This is a genomic window from Clostridium sp. DFI.1.208, from assembly GCF_024463855.1.
Lineage (GTDB): Bacteria > Bacillota_I > Bacilli_A > Erysipelotrichales > Erysipelotrichaceae > Clostridium_AQ.
The window spans coordinates 20,401-37,559 of record NZ_JANGCA010000001.1 but is presented as its reverse complement, the minus strand read 5'-3'; the positions used below and the strand labels follow the sequence as shown (position 1 = coordinate 37,559).

The 17,159-nt window shown below is 46.6% G+C and carries 18 protein-coding genes; 2 read left to right on the top strand and 16 right to left on the bottom strand.

Translation table 11 applies throughout. The features are described from left to right. Positions 1 to 199: 199 nt before the first annotated feature. The 10 genes from NE665_RS00210 to ybeY all read right to left on the bottom strand — a co-directional run bounded on the left by NE665_RS00210 (position 200) and on the right by ybeY (position 9,125). The gene (locus NE665_RS00210; protein ID WP_117441672.1) at positions 200 to 712 is read right to left on the bottom strand and encodes an NUDIX domain-containing protein; all 513 of its coding nucleotides are present in this window, start codon (positions 710 to 712) and stop codon (positions 200 to 202) included. Between the two features lie 134 nt (positions 713 to 846). Next, a complete protein-coding gene (locus NE665_RS00205) occupies positions 847 to 1,509 on the bottom strand; it encodes a class I SAM-dependent methyltransferase (protein ID WP_117441673.1) in 663 nt (220 codons plus the stop codon). Then, positions 1,509 to 2,705 (bottom strand): RNA polymerase sigma factor RpoD, encoded by a 1,197-nt coding sequence (gene rpoD, locus NE665_RS00200; protein WP_117441674.1) that lies wholly within the window; start codon positions 2,703 to 2,705, stop codon positions 1,509 to 1,511. Before rpoD ends, NE665_RS00205 begins: the two co-directional genes overlap by 1 nt. Before the next feature lie 4 nt (positions 2,706 to 2,709). After that, positions 2,710 to 4,482 carry a DNA primase gene (gene dnaG / locus NE665_RS00195; protein WP_233104499.1) on the bottom strand — a complete coding sequence of 591 codons (1,773 nt, stop codon included), beginning with the start codon at positions 4,480 to 4,482 and terminating at the stop codon, positions 2,710 to 2,712. Positions 4,483 to 4,496: 14 nt separating this feature from the next. After that, positions 4,497 to 5,879: a glycine--tRNA ligase gene (locus tag NE665_RS00190; RefSeq protein WP_117441676.1), complete on the bottom strand. Its 1,383-nt coding sequence runs from the start codon at positions 5,877 to 5,879 to the stop codon at positions 4,497 to 4,499. 404 nt (positions 5,880 to 6,283) lie between these two features. Then, complete coding sequence (gene recO / locus NE665_RS00185; RefSeq protein ID WP_117441677.1) at positions 6,284 to 7,024, bottom strand: DNA repair protein RecO; 741 nt, start codon at positions 7,022 to 7,024, stop codon at positions 6,284 to 6,286. After that, on the bottom strand, positions 7,024 to 7,923 hold the full coding sequence (era, locus tag NE665_RS00180; RefSeq protein ID WP_117441678.1) for a GTPase Era: 900 nt from the start codon (positions 7,921 to 7,923) through the stop codon (positions 7,024 to 7,026). Before era ends, recO begins: the two co-directional genes overlap by 1 nt. Next, complete coding sequence (gene cdd, locus NE665_RS00175) at positions 7,920 to 8,330, bottom strand: cytidine deaminase (RefSeq protein ID WP_117441679.1); 411 nt, start codon at positions 8,328 to 8,330, stop codon at positions 7,920 to 7,922. The genes era and cdd overlap by 4 nt, the downstream gene beginning before the upstream one ends. After that, positions 8,327 to 8,689 (bottom strand): diacylglycerol kinase, encoded by a 363-nt coding sequence (locus NE665_RS00170; RefSeq protein ID WP_117441680.1) that lies wholly within the window; start codon positions 8,687 to 8,689, stop codon positions 8,327 to 8,329. The genes cdd and NE665_RS00170 overlap by 4 nt, the downstream gene beginning before the upstream one ends. After that, the gene (ybeY, locus tag NE665_RS00165; RefSeq protein ID WP_117441681.1) at positions 8,658 to 9,125 is read right to left on the bottom strand and encodes an rRNA maturation RNase YbeY; all 468 of its coding nucleotides are present in this window, start codon (positions 9,123 to 9,125) and stop codon (positions 8,658 to 8,660) included. Before ybeY ends, NE665_RS00170 begins: the two co-directional genes overlap by 32 nt. 292 nt (positions 9,126 to 9,417) lie before the next feature. Between ybeY and NE665_RS00160 the strand changes: the two genes are divergently transcribed. Beyond that, positions 9,418 to 11,106, top strand: a complete 1,689-nt coding sequence (locus NE665_RS00160; protein ID WP_117441682.1) for a Na/Pi cotransporter family protein — start codon at positions 9,418 to 9,420, stop codon at positions 11,104 to 11,106. A 242-nt stretch (positions 11,107 to 11,348) separates the two neighbouring features. On the opposite strand, the gene phoU is transcribed toward NE665_RS00160, so the two are convergent. The 5 genes from phoU to NE665_RS00135 form a co-directional block, all read right to left on the bottom strand. Beyond that, complete coding sequence (gene phoU, locus NE665_RS00155; protein ID WP_117441683.1) at positions 11,349 to 11,987, bottom strand: phosphate signaling complex protein PhoU; 639 nt, start codon at positions 11,985 to 11,987, stop codon at positions 11,349 to 11,351. 12 nt (positions 11,988 to 11,999) lie between these two features. Next, on the bottom strand, positions 12,000 to 12,761 hold the full coding sequence (gene pstB / locus NE665_RS00150) for a phosphate ABC transporter ATP-binding protein PstB (RefSeq protein ID WP_117441684.1): 762 nt from the start codon (positions 12,759 to 12,761) through the stop codon (positions 12,000 to 12,002). Between the two features lie 15 nt (positions 12,762 to 12,776). Continuing rightward, positions 12,777 to 14,024, bottom strand: a complete 1,248-nt coding sequence (gene pstA, locus NE665_RS00145) for a phosphate ABC transporter permease PstA (RefSeq protein WP_117441685.1) — start codon at positions 14,022 to 14,024, stop codon at positions 12,777 to 12,779. Continuing rightward, entirely contained in the window at positions 14,021 to 14,962 is a 942-nt protein-coding gene (pstC, locus tag NE665_RS00140; protein ID WP_117441686.1) for a phosphate ABC transporter permease subunit PstC, read from the bottom strand. Before pstC ends, pstA begins: the two co-directional genes overlap by 4 nt. Before the next feature lie 79 nt (positions 14,963 to 15,041). Beyond that, on the bottom strand, positions 15,042 to 15,992 hold the full coding sequence (locus tag NE665_RS00135; RefSeq protein ID WP_117441687.1) for a substrate-binding domain-containing protein: 951 nt from the start codon (positions 15,990 to 15,992) through the stop codon (positions 15,042 to 15,044). Between the two features lie 171 nt (positions 15,993 to 16,163). On the opposite strand from NE665_RS00135, the gene NE665_RS00130 reads away from it, so the two are divergent. Continuing rightward, a complete protein-coding gene (locus NE665_RS00130) occupies positions 16,164 to 16,748 on the top strand; it encodes a hypothetical protein (RefSeq protein WP_117441703.1) in 585 nt (194 codons plus the stop codon). Between the two features lie 91 nt (positions 16,749 to 16,839). Here NE665_RS00130 and NE665_RS00125 read toward each other — a convergent pair whose 3' ends face one another. Then, entirely contained in the window at positions 16,840 to 17,124 is a 285-nt protein-coding gene (locus NE665_RS00125; protein WP_117441688.1) for a hypothetical protein, read from the bottom strand. Between the last annotated feature and the right edge of the window lie 35 nt (positions 17,125 to 17,159).

Below are 17,159 nucleotides of genomic sequence, written 5' to 3'. Positions count from 1 at the left end.
GAACTGGATAGTAAGTAAATAGCACGAAAAAAGGTAGACGATTGCGGATGTCTGCCTTTTTTTCCTGCTTGCGTTTCCTACCGTAACGCCGGTTCCTGTTGTTTGATGATAATGCTGTCTTACTTTGCCGTACGCATATGCTATCATCTGATTATTCACGATACATCACATAGACAAGGACACCCCTTCATACCAGCCGCTATCTGTTTTTTTGAAAGTAAACTGCAAGCGTATCCTTCAGCTCATGATACCAAAGCTGCAGCGGATGTGTCAGAATATGAACCCGCATCATGTCCTCGAATGTGGATTGATCAACCAGCATGGCATCGATGGTCTCCTTTTCCTGCAGCTGCAGCTTGTCCAGCTCTACCGGATACTGCAGCAGGTAATGGTCGTAAATCCCCTGCCCCTTTACCTTGTTATGCAATTTTTGCAGCTGTTCCACTCTGCAGGAGATGCCGGTCTCCTCATACAGCTCCCGCTTTGCCCCCTCCTGCGAGCTTTCTCCATGCAATACAGAGCCGCCTGTAACCTCCCAGAGCAAACCGCCAGGCTTGCAGGCATCCCGCTTTGTCAACAGCAGTTTGCCGTCATAGGTGAATGTCCAAATGAAAACAACGATATGATAACAGCCTTCCGGTATTGGTTTTCCCCGCATCTGCAGCTTATTCATCGGCTGCCGTTGAGCGTCATACAGATCCCAAAGTTCCATATACTCACTTCTTTCCAGTAAATATTATATCAGAAACCACCGCATCCAAACAATCCCTATTCCTAGCAGCTTTGATTGCCATGTATTACATACTGCCCCGATAGCACCTGCAACAAATAAAAAGGAGCCGGTGTTTAATCCAGCTCCTTCAGCTTTTTTTCAATTTTTTTGATTTTCTCAACAGCAACAGCATATCCATCATGATGCGGCTGTGTGTGCTGCACAATCTTTTTCTGTTTTTCCAGAATATATGTCCAATATTCTTTAAACAATGGATGCTGATCCAGATACACGCCGAATAGATACTGGTCTTCCCGCATAGCAGAAGGCTCTTTATGTATAGAAAGCATCTGATAATAGTGATGATCCTTTACGAGCTGCTCCGCATCGATTGTGAAACCGTTTTGATGCAGCCAGCGGCGCATATCTTCGACATGTGTATTGCATTGCAGAATTATCTGCTTATAATGTTTCAGCTGCTTGTCACCTTTCATAAGAATACTGCAAATGGTGTCATATCCCATACCGGCAATTACGACAACCTCCACATCATCCTCTAGCCCCTGCAGACCGTCACACAGCTTTGTGGTGATAGAATTCTGCAGACCGTACTGTCTGATTGCTTCCTGTGCCCGTGACAGCGGTCCCTTTCGCACATCGCACGCATACACATGTGCACATTTTCCCGCCTGTATAAGAGCGATAGGAAGCAGTCCATGATCACAGCCGATATCCGCAGCAACGCCACAGGGCTGTACCATATCAAAAATCGTATGTAATCGTGTACTCAGCTTCATTATGGCTTATCGACGAAATCCTTCAGACGCTTGGAGCGTGTAGGATGCTTCAGCTTACGCAGTGCCTTTGCCTCAATCTGACGGATTCGTTCACGGGTAACGTTGAATTCCTTTCCAACCTCCTCCAGTGTACGGGTTCTTCCATCATATAAACCGAAACGCAGACGCAATACCTTTTCCTCACGCTCGGTCAGACCCTGCAGCACCGTGTTGATTTCATCTTTCAGCAGCTGATTATTGGCATATTCATCCGGTGATAAAGCTTCCTTGTCCTCGATGAAATCACCCAGATGAGAATCGTCCTCTTCACCGATCGGTGTTTCCAGAGATACCGGTTCCAGTGCGATCTTCTGAATTTCACGCACTTTTTCCGGAGAGATGTTTTCCATCTTTGCTGCGATTTCCTCTGCAGAGGGATCCCTTCCCAGATCCTGCACCAGCTGACGCTGAATACGTGTCAGCTTGTTGATTGTTTCTACCATATGTACCGGAATACGGATCGTTCTTGCCTGATCTGCAATGGCACGTGTGATGGCCTGACGAATCCACCACGTCGCATAGGTTGAAAACTTAAAGCCCTTGGTATAATCGAATTTCTCAACCGCCTTAACCAGACCCATGTTTCCTTCCTGAATCAGGTCCAGAAACAGCATACCGCGGCCAACATATTTTTTTGCAATGGATACAACCAGACGCAGGTTGGCGGAAATCAGCTTTTTCTTTGCCTCTTCATCACCTGCCTGAATGCGCCGCGCAATTTCCGGCTCCTCTTTCGGATCCAGAAGCTCAACGCGTCCGATTTCCTTTAAATACATTTTCACCGGATCATTGATTTTTGTGTGGGAAGAGTTAGCAAAAGACTGCTCCAGATTTTCGATATCGGCAGCCAGCGTATCCTCTTCATCGGTATCGTCATCCAGAAAATCAATATCATCGTCATCCTCGGTTGCGACCAAAGCATCATCGTCCATCAGATCGACATCATCATCTTCATTTTTTACTTCAATATCATTGTCGGAAAACCACTGGAACAGATCATCAAAATCTGTATCTGTCATTGCCAGATGCTCCACGGCATCCATAACATCCTTCTGATAGAGGACATCATTCTGTTTGTATTCGTCCAGGAATTCCTGCTTGATATCATCCAGTGTCTTGTATTCCTGCAAAACAGCTTTTTTCTTGGTGTTCTTCATATCCTTACTTCCTTCCCGCGCTGCGCCATTCCTCACGCTCCTTGATCAGCTGATTTTTCTCCACGGCAAGCTTAGCCTTTTCCATGGGATCATTCACAGATCGTATTTTTTTATTCAACAGCTGTATCTTATCATCCAGAAAGCAGGATTTTTCCTTGGCGATTGCTTCCTGCAGTACAGCCATATCCACATCCTCACGGGCAAGCTCCCAGTTTGCGATTTCCAGAAGAAGTGCTTTCACATCCTCCTCCCGAATCACATCCAGCAGCTCCGCTACAGCAAGGGTGGTGTGTGTTCGATAATAATCAATGATGTACATCGCAAGCTTGTTGCCGGTATCATCCTTTAAAAATCCCAGCTCCTCCTTGAAGAGATTGCTGGCAGCAATTCCATTCAGCATCTGCGAGAGAATTTCATGCTCCGCATGACTTCTTCCGCTTTTTGGAAAGGTCAAAAAGCTCTGTCGCGGGGGCTGCGGCTGATGGATCGCCTTGCGTTCCTCTTTGGGCTGCTCCACCTGCATATCAAATTCAGTCAGCTCCCGCAAACGAATGAAATAGCTCTGTTTCTCAAAATCATCCTGCAATGCCTGAATTTCCAATGCCATTTCCTGAGCGAATTCCTTTTTCTGGGAATAGTTTTCCAGATTGTATCGCCCAAGCAAATAAGCAAAGAGAAAATCAATCCAGGATACCGTTTTATCGAGCAGTGTGCGTAGCTCATCCTTCCCGTATACATCGATGACCTCATCCGGATCCAGACCGTATTTGTTGTCTACGATTTCAAAGGGCAGCTGTGCCTCTCTGGCCATTTTTCCGAATTTATAGGTGGCGTTGCGGCCGGCCTTATCTCCGTCATAGCAGACGACGATCGGTACATGCAAAAGCTGTAAAAGCCGCAGCTGTTCCTTGGTCATCGCCGTTCCCAACGTTGCCACTGCATTGTGCAGCTCCACCTTTTCCAGAGCAAGCACATCCATGGCGCCTTCCACCAGATAGGCTTTTTTTGCTTTTCTGGCCTCCGGCTTGGCTCTATGATAGTTGAAAATCAGATTTCCTTTCTTGTAGATATCCGTTTCCGTAGTGTTGATATACTTTGCTTCTTCGTTTTCCGCAACCCGCCGGGCTGTAAAGCCGACCGGTTCTCCGAATTCATCATGAATTGGAATCATGATACGATGCGAAAATACATCCTTCATACCTATGGAGGTAACACGTACAAGACCTGCGGACACAAGATCATCATCCGCATGCTTTTTGGCATGCAGGAATCGATATAGGGCGTCGTCCATCGGATTGTACCCGATTTCAAAGCGCTTGATAATTTCTTCCGTAATATTGCGCCTCATCAAATATTCCTTGACATTTTTCGCATCCAGCGTATCCAGCTGATAATGGGTGAATTCAATAGCCTCCCGGCATGCCTTATGCAGTGCCTGCAGGTGCGGATCCTTTACCCGGGGGGTGACATCAAGAGTATGCTCCAAAGTCACACCGGCATACTCGGCAACCTTGTAAACCGCCTCGATAAAGGATATTTTTTCATAATTCTGTACAAACGTGAATACATTGCCGCCTGCTCCGCACACAAAGCATTTGTAAATCTGTTTATCGGCAGCTATGGACATTGACGGATCATGATCATCATGAAACGGGCAGACGCATTTATAGCTCTTTCCCTTTCTTGTCAGCGGCACATAGCGCCCAATCACATCTACGATATCAGCTTTTGCACGAATCTGGCTGATTTCCTGTTCACTCAAGCGTGCCAAGAACATCACTCCCCGCTATTTTACAGCTTAATTCGCTCTTCGATATACGCGCTCAAATCCTTCAGACTCACGCGCTCCTGTTCCATGCTGTCGCGGTGGCGTACGGTGACGCAGTTGTCGTTCTCTGTTTCAAAATCCACAGTGATACAAAACGGTGTTCCTACGGCATCCTGACGACGGTATCGTTTACCAATGCTTCCCGCCTCATCATAATCGCAGTTTCCCACTGGTGCAATCAGCTGGAATACCTCCATCGCCTTGTCGCTCAGCTTTTTGGAAAGCGGCATGACACAGGCCTTGATCGGCGCCAGGAACGGATGCAGATGCATGACGATACGAGTATCGTTCTCCAGCTCCTCCTCATCATAGGCATCGCACATAAACGCCAGCATCAGTCGTTCAACACCGACTGCCGGCTCTACGCAATAGGCCAGATATTTTTCGTTCGTTGCAGGATCCAGATATTCCAGCGATTTCTTGCTTGCTTCCTGATGCTGCTTCAAATCATAATCGGTTCGATCTGCAATTCCCCACAGCTCCCCCCAACCAATCTGGGAATGGAAATTATACTCGATATCACAGGTACCCTTTGAATAGAAAGCCAGCTCCTCTGCTGTATGATCACGAAAGCGCAGATGTTCACTGTTAATACCCAAATTCGTCAAAAAGCTCATACAGTAATCCTTATAATACTGGTACCATTCCATATCCGTTCCCGGTTGACAGAAGAACTCCAGCTCCATCTGTTCAAATTCTCTGGTACGGAAAATAAAGTTTCCCGGTGTAATTTCATTACGGAAGCTCTTACCGATCTGTCCGATACCAAATGGTAGCTTCTTGCGCATGGAGCGCTGTACGTTTTTAAAATTGACAAACATCCCCTGTGCCGTTTCCGGGCGCAGATAAATGGCGCTCTTCGCATCCTCTACAACACCCTGAAAGGTTTTAAACATCAGATTAAACTGACGGATATCCGTAAAATTATGCGCACCGCATTTTGGACATTTCAGCTGATGCTCTTCAATATAGTCCATCATCGCTTCATTGCTCCAGCCCTCAACGCTGACCTCTCCGTTTGTGGCATCCTCAATCAGCTGATCAGCACGAAATCTGGATTTACACTCCTTGCAATCCATCAATGGATCAGAGAATCCGCCGACATGACCGCTGGCAACCCATACTGCCGGATTCATTAGGATCGCAGACTGTATACCTGTATTATATGGAGATTCCTGAATGAATTTACGCCACCAGGCCTTTTTTACATTTTCCTTCAGCTCGACTCCCAAAGGACCGAAATCCCACGTATTGGACAGACCGCCGTAGATTTCAGATCCCTGAAACACAAAACCACTGTTTTTCGCATGGGCTACTACCGTATCAAATAATTTCTCGTTGTTCATGTTTATGCCCCTTTCAAAAAAAATTCACCCGCCGGTGATGCTCATGAAACTATGAAAATAGTTACAAGAATACACTATAATATAACACTTTTTTAAAGGAAATGTCAACGTGTTTTCCCCAATTAGAATAACAAAGTAAAAAAATAAAAAGAAGAATCCCCTTCTGTTTGAAATTCTTCCCCATATGGTAAAGGCAGCGTCATAAAAGCACTGGGATATATTCCCTTTTCATTTGATGCAGACCGCTTTGCTCATCGTCCGTTTATTGACAGTCTGAACGAAAAAACGCCGATATAAAAAAAGCAGTCCTACAGAGAATCTCGTTGTAGAATTGCTTTCCTTTTTTCATTCTCAGACATTTTCATCGCATGCAACTGACAGCTGCTGTAGGCAACGTGTGCAGCTTACGTATGTCCCTCCATAGCAAACAGGGTACGAAGAAATCGCACGCTCTTCAGCGCAATGCCGCCATAATCCTCAAAAAAGCCATACAGCTCTTCAAAATTTTCACTGCTGAACGGATCCAGTCTCTCTATCAGCTCATAATGCTCCAGCTCTGCCTTACAGAGCAGACGAAAGGTTTTCAAATCCCTGCGTGAAATGACATGATCGCCAGATCGCAGACAGCGTTTGCAAACAAAGCCGCCATCGTTTCGCGACACTGCCTGAATATGCTGCGTGCTCTGACAGCGGACACAGCCATCCACAAACGGCTCAATTCCATGCATACGATTCATAACAGCCTGAAACAGACAGAGAATCTGCAGCGGATGCGTTGCATCCTGTAAAATATCCAGACTCCGCTTTAGCAGGTTGTATACATTTTCCTCAAAGCCACTGCGATACATACATTCACAGAAGTAGGAGGCAATGCTCTGCTTTACAAGATCCTCCCGAATCTTGCGATAACTGTTTATAATTTCTGCCCGGCGCAGAGATTGTATGGAGGCGGTCTGCTGATAATTCAGCTGCAGACGTGCCAATGTAAACAGCTGTACGGCAGGAGCATTCTTGCTTGTGACCTTACGAACTCCACGAGCGCTCAGACTGAGCAGGGAGCCATCCTCACACAACACCTTCAACAGGGCATCATGTTCCCGATACTCCTTCACATCCACCAGGATTCCGCACACTTCCTCCTGCATTATCTTCCTTCTTCCAGCTCCAGATAACCCAGCTGATGCAGCTTGCTGCTGCGATTACGCCAGTTTTTCTCGACACGAACATACAGCTCCAGCTCCACCTTTTTACCGAATTTCTCCTTCAGCTCCTTCTGGGCCGCAAGACGGATGCCACGAATCATCGCTCCCTGCTTTCCAATCAAAATACTCTTTTGCGAGGAGCGCTCCACGACGATGAGCGCCGACAGCTCCATGCGATTATCGCTTTCTTCCTTTTTTTCCACGATGACCGCAACAGAATGCGGTACCTCTTCATTTGTTTTATACAACACCTTTTCCCGAATGATTTCCGCAATCTGGAAATTTTCTCCATGGTCACTGATCATATCATCCGGAAAATACTTCACGCCCTCCTGCAAATACTTCTTCGTTACCTCCAAAAGATGCTCCACATTTTCGCGCTTCAACGCAGATACCGGAAAGATTTCCGCAAACTGCATCCGGTTCTGCCACTTACTCAGGGTCGTAAGCACCGCTTCCTTATCCAGCAGATCGATTTTGTTTAGTATCAGAAAAACTGGAATCTGTGCATCCTTCATCTTTTCCAGAATGAATTCGTCTCCACTGCCAAAGGGCTGTGTGGCATCCACCATCCAGTAATTTACATCCGCCTCAGCTATCGCCGTATACGCATTGCGGTTCAGAGTACGCCCCAGCTCATGCTTCGGCTTATGAATCCCCGGTGTGTCCACGAAGACAAACTGTGCATCCTCCCGCGTCAATATCCCTGATATATTATTCCGTGTTGTTTGCGGCTTCGGCGTCGTAATGGCTATCTTTTCCTGCAGGATGGCATTTAGCAGCGTGCTTTTGCCGGCATTCGGACGTCCGATAATGGATATAAATCCCGACTTATAGCTCATAAGACATCCTCACTCGTAAAGGACATCGGTAAAAGCTCGGCGATGCTCGTTATTTTCTGCTCCTGTTTGTTGCTCAACACGATGGGAGTATCCTGCTGCAGCAGCTCCACCAGTACCTGCCGACAGGCACCACAGGGAGCCGCAAGCTTTGTACCGTCACTCACAATGGCGATCGCTACGATATCCTCCTTGCGATAGCCCATAGAATATGCGGCAAATATCGCACTTCGCTCTGCACAATTCGTCAGACCGAAGGATGCATTTTCTATATTCGCCCCCGGAATCAGTGTTCCGTCCTTAGTTTTCACACAAGCTCCCACATGATAGTGGGAGTATGGTGCATATGCATGCCGCATGGCAGCAAACGCCGCATCCAGCAGCTCCTGATATTGTTCATTCACATTCATAAAAACAGCCTTCCTCCTATGATCACGATTCCAACAGCCGCCGCTGCCAGCGACATCACCAGCACAGCTGCAGCTGCATAATCCTTTGCTTTTTTCGCTCCCTCACTGTATTGCGGTGACACCATGTCCACAATCGTTTCCAGAGCGGAATTGATATATTCCAGTGCAATCACAGCACCAATGACGATCAGAATGACACACCATTCCATCGCCTCCAGACCCAGATAAGCACAAACCGCAAGCACAGCCATTCCCAGAACGGCCTGCAGCACAATGCTACGATCATGCAGCAGCCCATGCGTGAGTCCGGCAAATGCATACCGGAATTTATTTCCGTATTTTTTTAGGAACGATATCATCCAGTATCACATCCTGCAGCTGAAACATCACAGCCTCATCCTCCGGTGTCATGTGGTCGTATCCCAGCAGGTGCAAAAGCCCATGCGTAAACAGAAAGCAGACCTCTCTTCGCAAGCTGTGACCGTAATCCGCTGCCTGCGCTGTTATCGCTTCTATATTGATGAATATATCCCCGAGCTCTTCCTCTCCCTCCATGACCTCATATGCATCCTCGCTGTCCTTCATGGCGAAGCTGATGACATCGGTCGGCCGGTCGATACCGCGATAATCCCTGTTCATTTCATGAATCATCTGCGGGGTCACGAAGATTACGGAGGCACTCCTGTGCCCTTCCAGCTTTACCACCTGCTGTGTCTTTTCACTGATTGTTCTGAAATCGGAGGCATAGCGCGACCAGCGCCGTTCTCCGCTTTGATTAAATACACTGATTTCCATAAGCCACCTCGATCCTTAACCATATATCCCCATATGCAACCTTACATAGCGGCGTCGCTTCCTATAGGTCCTGTTTCCTATACAGGCATATACTATATTATAACACGAGCTGCGTGCAAATGAATAGCAGAAAAAGATTGTAGCCGCTGAAGCAGTTTCCCATACTGGACTGGAAGGGCTTTTCTAACGTGAAATTGTAAAAACGCCTTTCAATTTATATACAGAATGTAAAAATTCTGTTAAAATTACCTTGCTACCATGTAATTTTAGAGTTTTTTTTGGGAGGAATCTTATGTTACATATTGCAGCTTCCGCCATGACACCGGCAAATATCAGCTGGGACTTCATCATTGGAGGGCTGGCGCTCTTTTTGTTCGGAATACAGTTCATGGGAGATGGTCTGAAAAGCATCGCGGGAGAAAAATTAAGAGAGTATATCGACCGTTACACCAACAAGCCCTGGAAGGGAATCCTTGTGGGTAGTATCATTACCGTATTTATTCAATCAAGCAGTGCCACCAGTGCCATTGCCATTGGCTTTGTACGTGCCGGATTGATGAGTCTGGAGCAATCCATCGGCATCATCATCGGAGCCAACATCGGTACGACTGTAACCGCATTTTTAATCGGCTTAAAGGTAGAGACACTGGCTTTGTATTTCGTATTCCTGGGGGTTTTGATCACCCTGTTTGCCAAACGGAAGAAACAGACCTATATGGGACAGATCGTTCTTGGCTTCGGTCTGCTGTTCTTCGGTCTGCGGCTGATGGGAGATGAGCTGAGCAAGCTGGGACAGATGGATTTCTTTACGACACTGGCAACGACTATGCAGAATCAGCCGATTCTCGGCTTTATCAGTGGTACCCTGATGACCGCCGTCGTGCAGTCCAGCTCTGCGGTTGTCGGCATCATACAGAAAATCTATGATTCCGGAGCCATGACGCTGACAGCTGCCCTGCCGTTTGTCTTTGGATCCAATATCGGTACAACAGTAACCGCCGTGTTTGCGTCCATCGGCGGCAGTACCTCGGCCAAACGAGCCGCGGCCGTCAATGTTCTGTTCAATACCATCGGTTCTGTGATTTTCATGTTCCTGTTGACACCGTATGTTGATTTTATCGCCTTTTTATCAGATAAATACAGCATCTCACCGATGATGCAGATCGCCATTGCTCACATTCTGCGAACCATTGTCATATCCATCCTCGCTTATCCTTGTATCAATCTGATGGTCAGGGTCATCAAAAAAATCATACCGGGTGAGGAGGAACGCATTGAAGTCGATCTGGAGGGTCTGGATCCAAAGCTGGCCGCATCCCTTCCTGCCGGAGCCCTTGGCGTATCCAAACAGGTAACGGTAAAAATGGGAGAGCTCGCTTCCGATTGTATCCGTGCGAGTCAGGAGTATTTCAATAAGAAAAGTGGCAAATACCGTGGTATGTCCAGTCAGTATGAGGATGCTATCAATTCTCTGGATTCCAAGATTACCGAATACCTGATGACGATTGCCCACAACAGTCTGAGCGAGCACGATACGGATGAATTCATCAACAATCTGCAGATTATCAAGAATATCGAGCGGGTTGGCGATTTAACGATGAATTTGAACGAATTCTATGAACTGACCTATGAAGACAAGGGAGCCTTTACAGATGAGGCTGTTGGGGATGTCAATGAAATGTATGAAACCGTTCTGGAAATGAATGAAATTGCATTGAATTATTTCTCTACCCGCGAAGAACATTATATTCAGATGATCAACGATAAAGAAAATTATCTGGACCTGGTGGAAGAAAAAGCCAGACAGCGTCACTTCAAGCGTATGGCCGGAGAGGTCTGCGGAAGCGGTGTTGCTGCCAGTATCTTTGTGGATATCCTCGGTACGCTGGAACGTATCGGCGACCATATCTGGAATATCGTGAAGGAAGGAAATGAGGAAGCTATGACGCTGGACCTTCGCCCAAACGAAACGGATGATTAACAAGCAAAAGCCCTGCCGTGTGTGCAGAGCTTTTTTTTGTGCAGCTGTAGGAGCATGGAAACATCGTAAGACACATTTTTGCAGGGTTTACAGCACGTTGGGTGAAGGGACACCTTGTTACCAAAGCATGTAGTCCTTCACCATACACAGTTCCCTTTCCAAAATCACAAGGCCGTTCCCAAAGAACGTCAATGCCTGCTTGACCTAGACTGTTCAAACGGCTTTCCCGCAAACCGAAGCATCTATCCGAAGTCGTAATGCTGTCCCTTGATCATATAAATGATATGCTCGCAGATATTCTTTGTATGATCCCCTGCCCGCTCAATGCTACGCAGCATGGAAGAGATTTCAAAGATGTGCTCCACAAGGTAGCTGGAATCATCATGACGGATTTTCTCCTTCAGCTCCTTATACAGAACATTGATCTCCTTATCCTTTTCCGGGATTTCAAAGGCTGTTTCAATATCGCGATGCTCATAGCAGGTCATTGTTTCCTGCAGCATGGCGATAAAGCCCTTTTCCATAGCCTGTGCGTAATCGAGAATAGAGGCATCCATATCATCGTGCTTGATTAGAAAAATGGAAATATTTTTTGCATAATCGCCGATCCGCTCCAGCTCGGAAGCGATTTTGATGTCAGCCACCACCTTGCGAAGATCACTGGCAACCGGGGACAGCAGCGCCAAAGAGCGTACTGCCTGATCGTTGATTTCCTCCTCCAGATGATTGATAATATCATCTGACTGTACGATTTCCAGCTCGATTTCCTTATTGGGAGAATTTAAGGCCTGTACAACCTTTTCGTGCATACGGACAACCTTCTGCCCCATTTTCAGCACGTTTTCCTCCATGGTGTCCAGCTCTTTATCAATTTTAATCATAGGTTCCTCCTTCTATCCGAATCTTCCTGTAATATAATCCTCGGTACGCTTGTCACATGGCTGCTGGAATATCTTGCTCGTCTTATTGAATTCCACAACCTCACCAAGCAGAAAGAAGGCAGTGTAGTCGCTTACTCGGGATGCCTGCTGCATGGAATGCGTAACGATAACGATCGTATAATCCTTTTTCAATTCTTCCATCAAATCCTCAATCTTATTGGTTGCAATCGGATCCAATGCACTGGTCGGCTCATCCATCAAAATCACCTCCGGCTCCATGGCGATTGCCCGGGCGATACACAAACGCTGCTGCTGTCCACCGGATAAACCGAATGCAGAATCATTCAGCCGATCCTTGACCTCCTCCCACAGGGCTGCTTTTTTTAGGGACTGCTCAACGATGGCATCCAGTGTTTTACGGTTCTTGATTCCCTGACACTTCGGTCCATAGGTGATATTGTCATAGATCGACATTGGAAATGGATTCGGCTTTTGAAATACCATCCCCACCTGCGTGCGCAAATCCACAACATTCATATCGGAGCCATAGGCATCCACCCCATTCAGCTCGATCGTTCCATCAATGCGGCAGCCCTCAATCAGATCATTCATACGATTCAGGCAGCGTAAAAAGGTAGATTTCCCACAGCCGCTTGGTCCTATGAGTGCGGTTATTTTATTCTGCTCGATATCCATGCCGATATCCTTCAGTGCATGCTTGTCTCCATAAAACAGATTCAGGTGTTCCACATGGAAAACAGGTTCCTTCTTCATATACTTATTCCTCCTCTAATACCAGGATTTGTTGAGCTTTTTACTCAGCAGCTTCACACAGATATTTAAAATCAGCACAAATACCAGAATCACTATCGAAATTGCACTGGCCAGTTCAAAGTTGGGCTGCTCACTGCTCATGATGTTATAAATATGCACAGCAAGGCTGGTTCCCTGCGACATAAGGGTTGGTGTGTCATTGACATAGGTACCCATGGTATAGATCAATGCTGCGCTTTCTCCAATCACTCGTCCGATGCTCAGCAATACGCCGGTCAAAATCCCCGGTACCGCACAGGGCAGCACAACCTTGAAAATTGTCTGCGACTGATTGGCACCTACAGAAAGCGAGGCATCCCGCAATGACTGCGGTACAACGATCAGCGCCTCCTCTGTGGAGCGGATGATGGTGGGTAGCAGAATGATGGACATCGTGAAGCTGCCCAGCAGAATATTGGTAGTCGTTGCCCCAAACAGCTGTGTAATCGGAAAAAGGACAGCGACACCCATCAAACCGAAGATGATGCTCGGCACACCCGTCAGCATTTCTATGGCACTACGAATCAATGCTGTCAGCCTGTTTGGCTTCGCATATTCATGCAGATAAATGGCAGAAGCAATTCCCAGTGGAAGTGCAATCAGCAGCGAAATCAGTATCAGATACAGGGTGGATATAATCGAGCCGCGAATACCGCCGCCCGGTGTTTTGTAATATACCTTTGTAATACTTTGTGCGGAGTTGTCCAGTGCCTGTGCCACCTCAGCAGCAGTTTGTGACATGATGTTGCCCGCAATCATCGTCGCGCCGCCTTTGGTCCGGTAGCCGAGATTTTCCACCTGAAAGCCAACCTCCGTAGATAGGGAAACATCCTTATCCTTAATGCTTTCATCCTTCAGATCATGGAAGGGAGATGCCTCGTCAATGTATTCAACCAAAACGATAGCATCACCATTTTGGTCCTTGGTATCCACAAAACCGATTCCCCATTTTGAGGAGAAGGAGGCCTCCTCACTCAATGACGACGGCCGTTCAAAGCTGCCGGGGTGATTTTTCGATGTTTCTACACTGGTCAGATAATTCTTTGACCAATAGTTCCCCTTCAGAAGATCTATCCCCAGAGAAGAAAAGCCCTTGGAAAAGATGAAGACAAAAATTGCAAGCAGCACGAATACACTGAGTCCGCTGGAAAGGTAGGTTACACCGTTACACAAGCCATCAAACAACCGGCGCTTCTTTTTCTGATTGGAGGGTGCTTGTATCATTTCATATTCCCCACTTTCTTCTTCATCAGATTCAATAGCAGGTTGGACAGCAGAATGACTGCCATCAGCACCAGACCTGCTGAGAATCGTATATCATAATCCAGCCCGGTCGTTTCCTTTAAGCCGGCCAGCATGGTTGTTGTCAGTGTTCTTGTCGTATCAAACACATTGACGGTAGGTCCGAACATCTTGTTTCCCGCCACCATGGCAACAGCCGTTGCTTCTCCAAAGGCTCTGCCGATGCCCAGTATCGCTCCGGCGAAGATTCCGGATTTGGCACTGGTCAGAATAACCTTGAAATTGGTTTGTGTTCGCGTGGCGCCAAGTGCCAGACTGCCAAGCTCCACTTCTCTGTCTACGGAGCGAATCGCCGTGATTGACAGGGATGTAATCGTTGGAAATATCATAATCGCCAGCAGCAGAATCACCGCCAGCAAAGAGCTTCCTCCCGCTGTCACAAAGCCAAGGGAGGAAGCAAGCGAGCTGACAAGTACAGTAATCGTACCGGATGCAAATACACCATAAACAACGGATGGTATACTGGCAAGCAGCTCCACAACCGTCGTCATGACCTCTGCAACATGCTTGGGTGCTATTTTTGCGATAAACAAGGCCGTCAGTACAGACAGCGGAAAGGATATCACCAGTGCGCCGAATGCAGAAACCAGCGTATTGATAATAATAAAGCCAACACCATAGATTCCCTGATCCTTACGCCACATCATTCCGGTCAGAAAGGAGACGATATCCTGCTGCCCATAGGAATAGCCGCTCAGGAAGGGAGATATCCCCTTGACACTGATGAAGATAATGATAATGGCAATCGCACTGGACGACAGCAATGCCGCCAGAAGGAAGATTGCCTTCATCCTTTGATCCTTTTTCAGTTTTTTTCGGTTTTTCTCTGTACTGATGCTATCTCGTACATAACTTTTCATTCTTCACCAATCCTTATCATCATAAGACAGCCTGGAAATCCAGGCTGTCTTGCAAGTCACGTTTTTTAGCTTCTTTTCTTTATTTGATGTCTTCCCATTTCAGCGTTTCACCTGTGAAGATGCTCTTCAGCTGGGCCTGCGTCAAAGATGTAACACCTGTATTTTCCTTATTTACAACTGCAACGACTGCATCGATGCAATACTGTCCGCTTTCCATTGCTTTGGAAATATCCTCGGAACCATCCTCCTTGAATGCACGGGAAGCAAAGCCGATATCACCTTTGTTCGGACCGTCTTTTTCTTTACCAAGCACTCTTGGTACAGCATCTCCGCTTCCGGACTGATTCATGGTGAATTTGAAGTTTCCTGCCATTGGAGAGAACGCCTCCAGAGAAGCCTTTACCGTTTTTTCTACGGATGTTGAACCGCAGGTTGTAATGGTGATTGCGGAATTATCCTTCCCTAATACAGCTTCATATTTTTTGGAGAGCTCATCCCAAGGCTTTGCCTTGCTTTCATCAACTTCCCCGCCATTTTTCTTAACGATTGCCATTCCTTCTGTAGAGTTCTGCATGAAGTCCAGGAATGCCTGTACCAGCTGTTCCTTGTCATCATTTCCATAATCACCCGCCGCTCTTGTTACATACATAAACGGACGCTGCAGCTTATAGCTTCCATCCAGTACGCTTTCACTGCTCGCTGTGACACCTTCATACTGCAGAGCGCTGACACCGTTTTTCTCAAAATCGGTGGACAGGGATGTATACCCAATACCGTTTTTATCGGCGCCTACCTTGGCAGCCATATCGTCATTGCTGGATACCTCGATAGCGTTCTTTGTCAGACTTCCTTCAAAGTCTACCCCCTTTTCAAATGCCTCTCTGGTTCCGCTTGATGAATCTCGCGTATATACTTTGATATCACCGCTGACACCTGCTGTTTTTCCTTCATCGCTGGATCCGCAGGCAGCCAGTGAGAATGTCATCAGGCAGGCTACGGTAGCCGTCATAGTTTTTTTCCACATGTTCATTTTTCATATTCCTCCTTGAATACGGTTCTATCATACGACACCTTTGTTAATTGATAATGAAGAGATTGTTAAGCATTGGTTAAAATGTAAAAATGTTTTCCATCCATTGCTATCCATACCGGTAATATAATGTGCTATACTTATGATATGAGATAAAAAGGGATGGCGATTATGAAGAAATTGTTAAGAAGCTGTTTCGCTGCGGCAGTCGTTTTCCTTTGTAGCAGCTGCAAAGGGATACCTCCGGAAAACGAGGCCATGAGTAAGGCGTTGCAGGACAAGGATGTAACCTACAGTATTGTTGCATTGGATGACAAATGCTTTTATCTAAGCCTGGAGAATAAGGATTTGATATTTGATTATCTTCTGGAAACTGACAGGAATAAGGCAGGCGGAAGCTACTACTCAATGGAAATCACCACAAAGAAAACGGACAGTATGAGCTTTCAGTGGGTTCAGGCGGCGGCATATCGGGATCATACGCTGAAGAAAATCAAAAATGGAAATTGCGATGTCATGATGGACGAAGCCATCGGTGCTTTTGATTCTAAGAAGAATTGCACGGGAGCAGCCCTGCAGGAGGCAAAGACATTTGAGGCAGAAGTACGAAAGCGGCTGGCTGCTTATGGCCTTACTCCACAGGAGGCCTTCTCCTATGGACGCAGCTACCTGAAAAACAACCAGGATACAGCACTTGTCAATTTGGATATCGTGACCCGCTTCAAAAATATCATACCCATGAATAGTGACAGCTAAACAAATACAGAAAAAAACAGATATCGCTGAGGTGACACTCACTGATATCTATTTTCTTCTATTTTGTTTTAGATTGTCTGTAATGCACATATCAGATCATTGGTATTATATCGTGCAACCAATGCATCCGGACTTCACCCTCACCTTTTTCAAATGGCAATATCCGAGATTCATAATATCCGTTCAAAAAGGTCTCTTCATTACAAAGATACAGAGAACAGCCACTCGCATAGCAAATAAAATGGATATGGCTGTCTGTGATCTTGTTGCGTAATTCAGAGTACAGCTCAAGCGGAAGAAAGACAAGCGTTTCCCGATCCAGCTGCTGGACAGTCACCGGTATCATGCTGTTGCAGGGCTTCTCAATCTGCAACATAGCCTGCCAATTCGCATGGAAGTGTTACCGGCAGC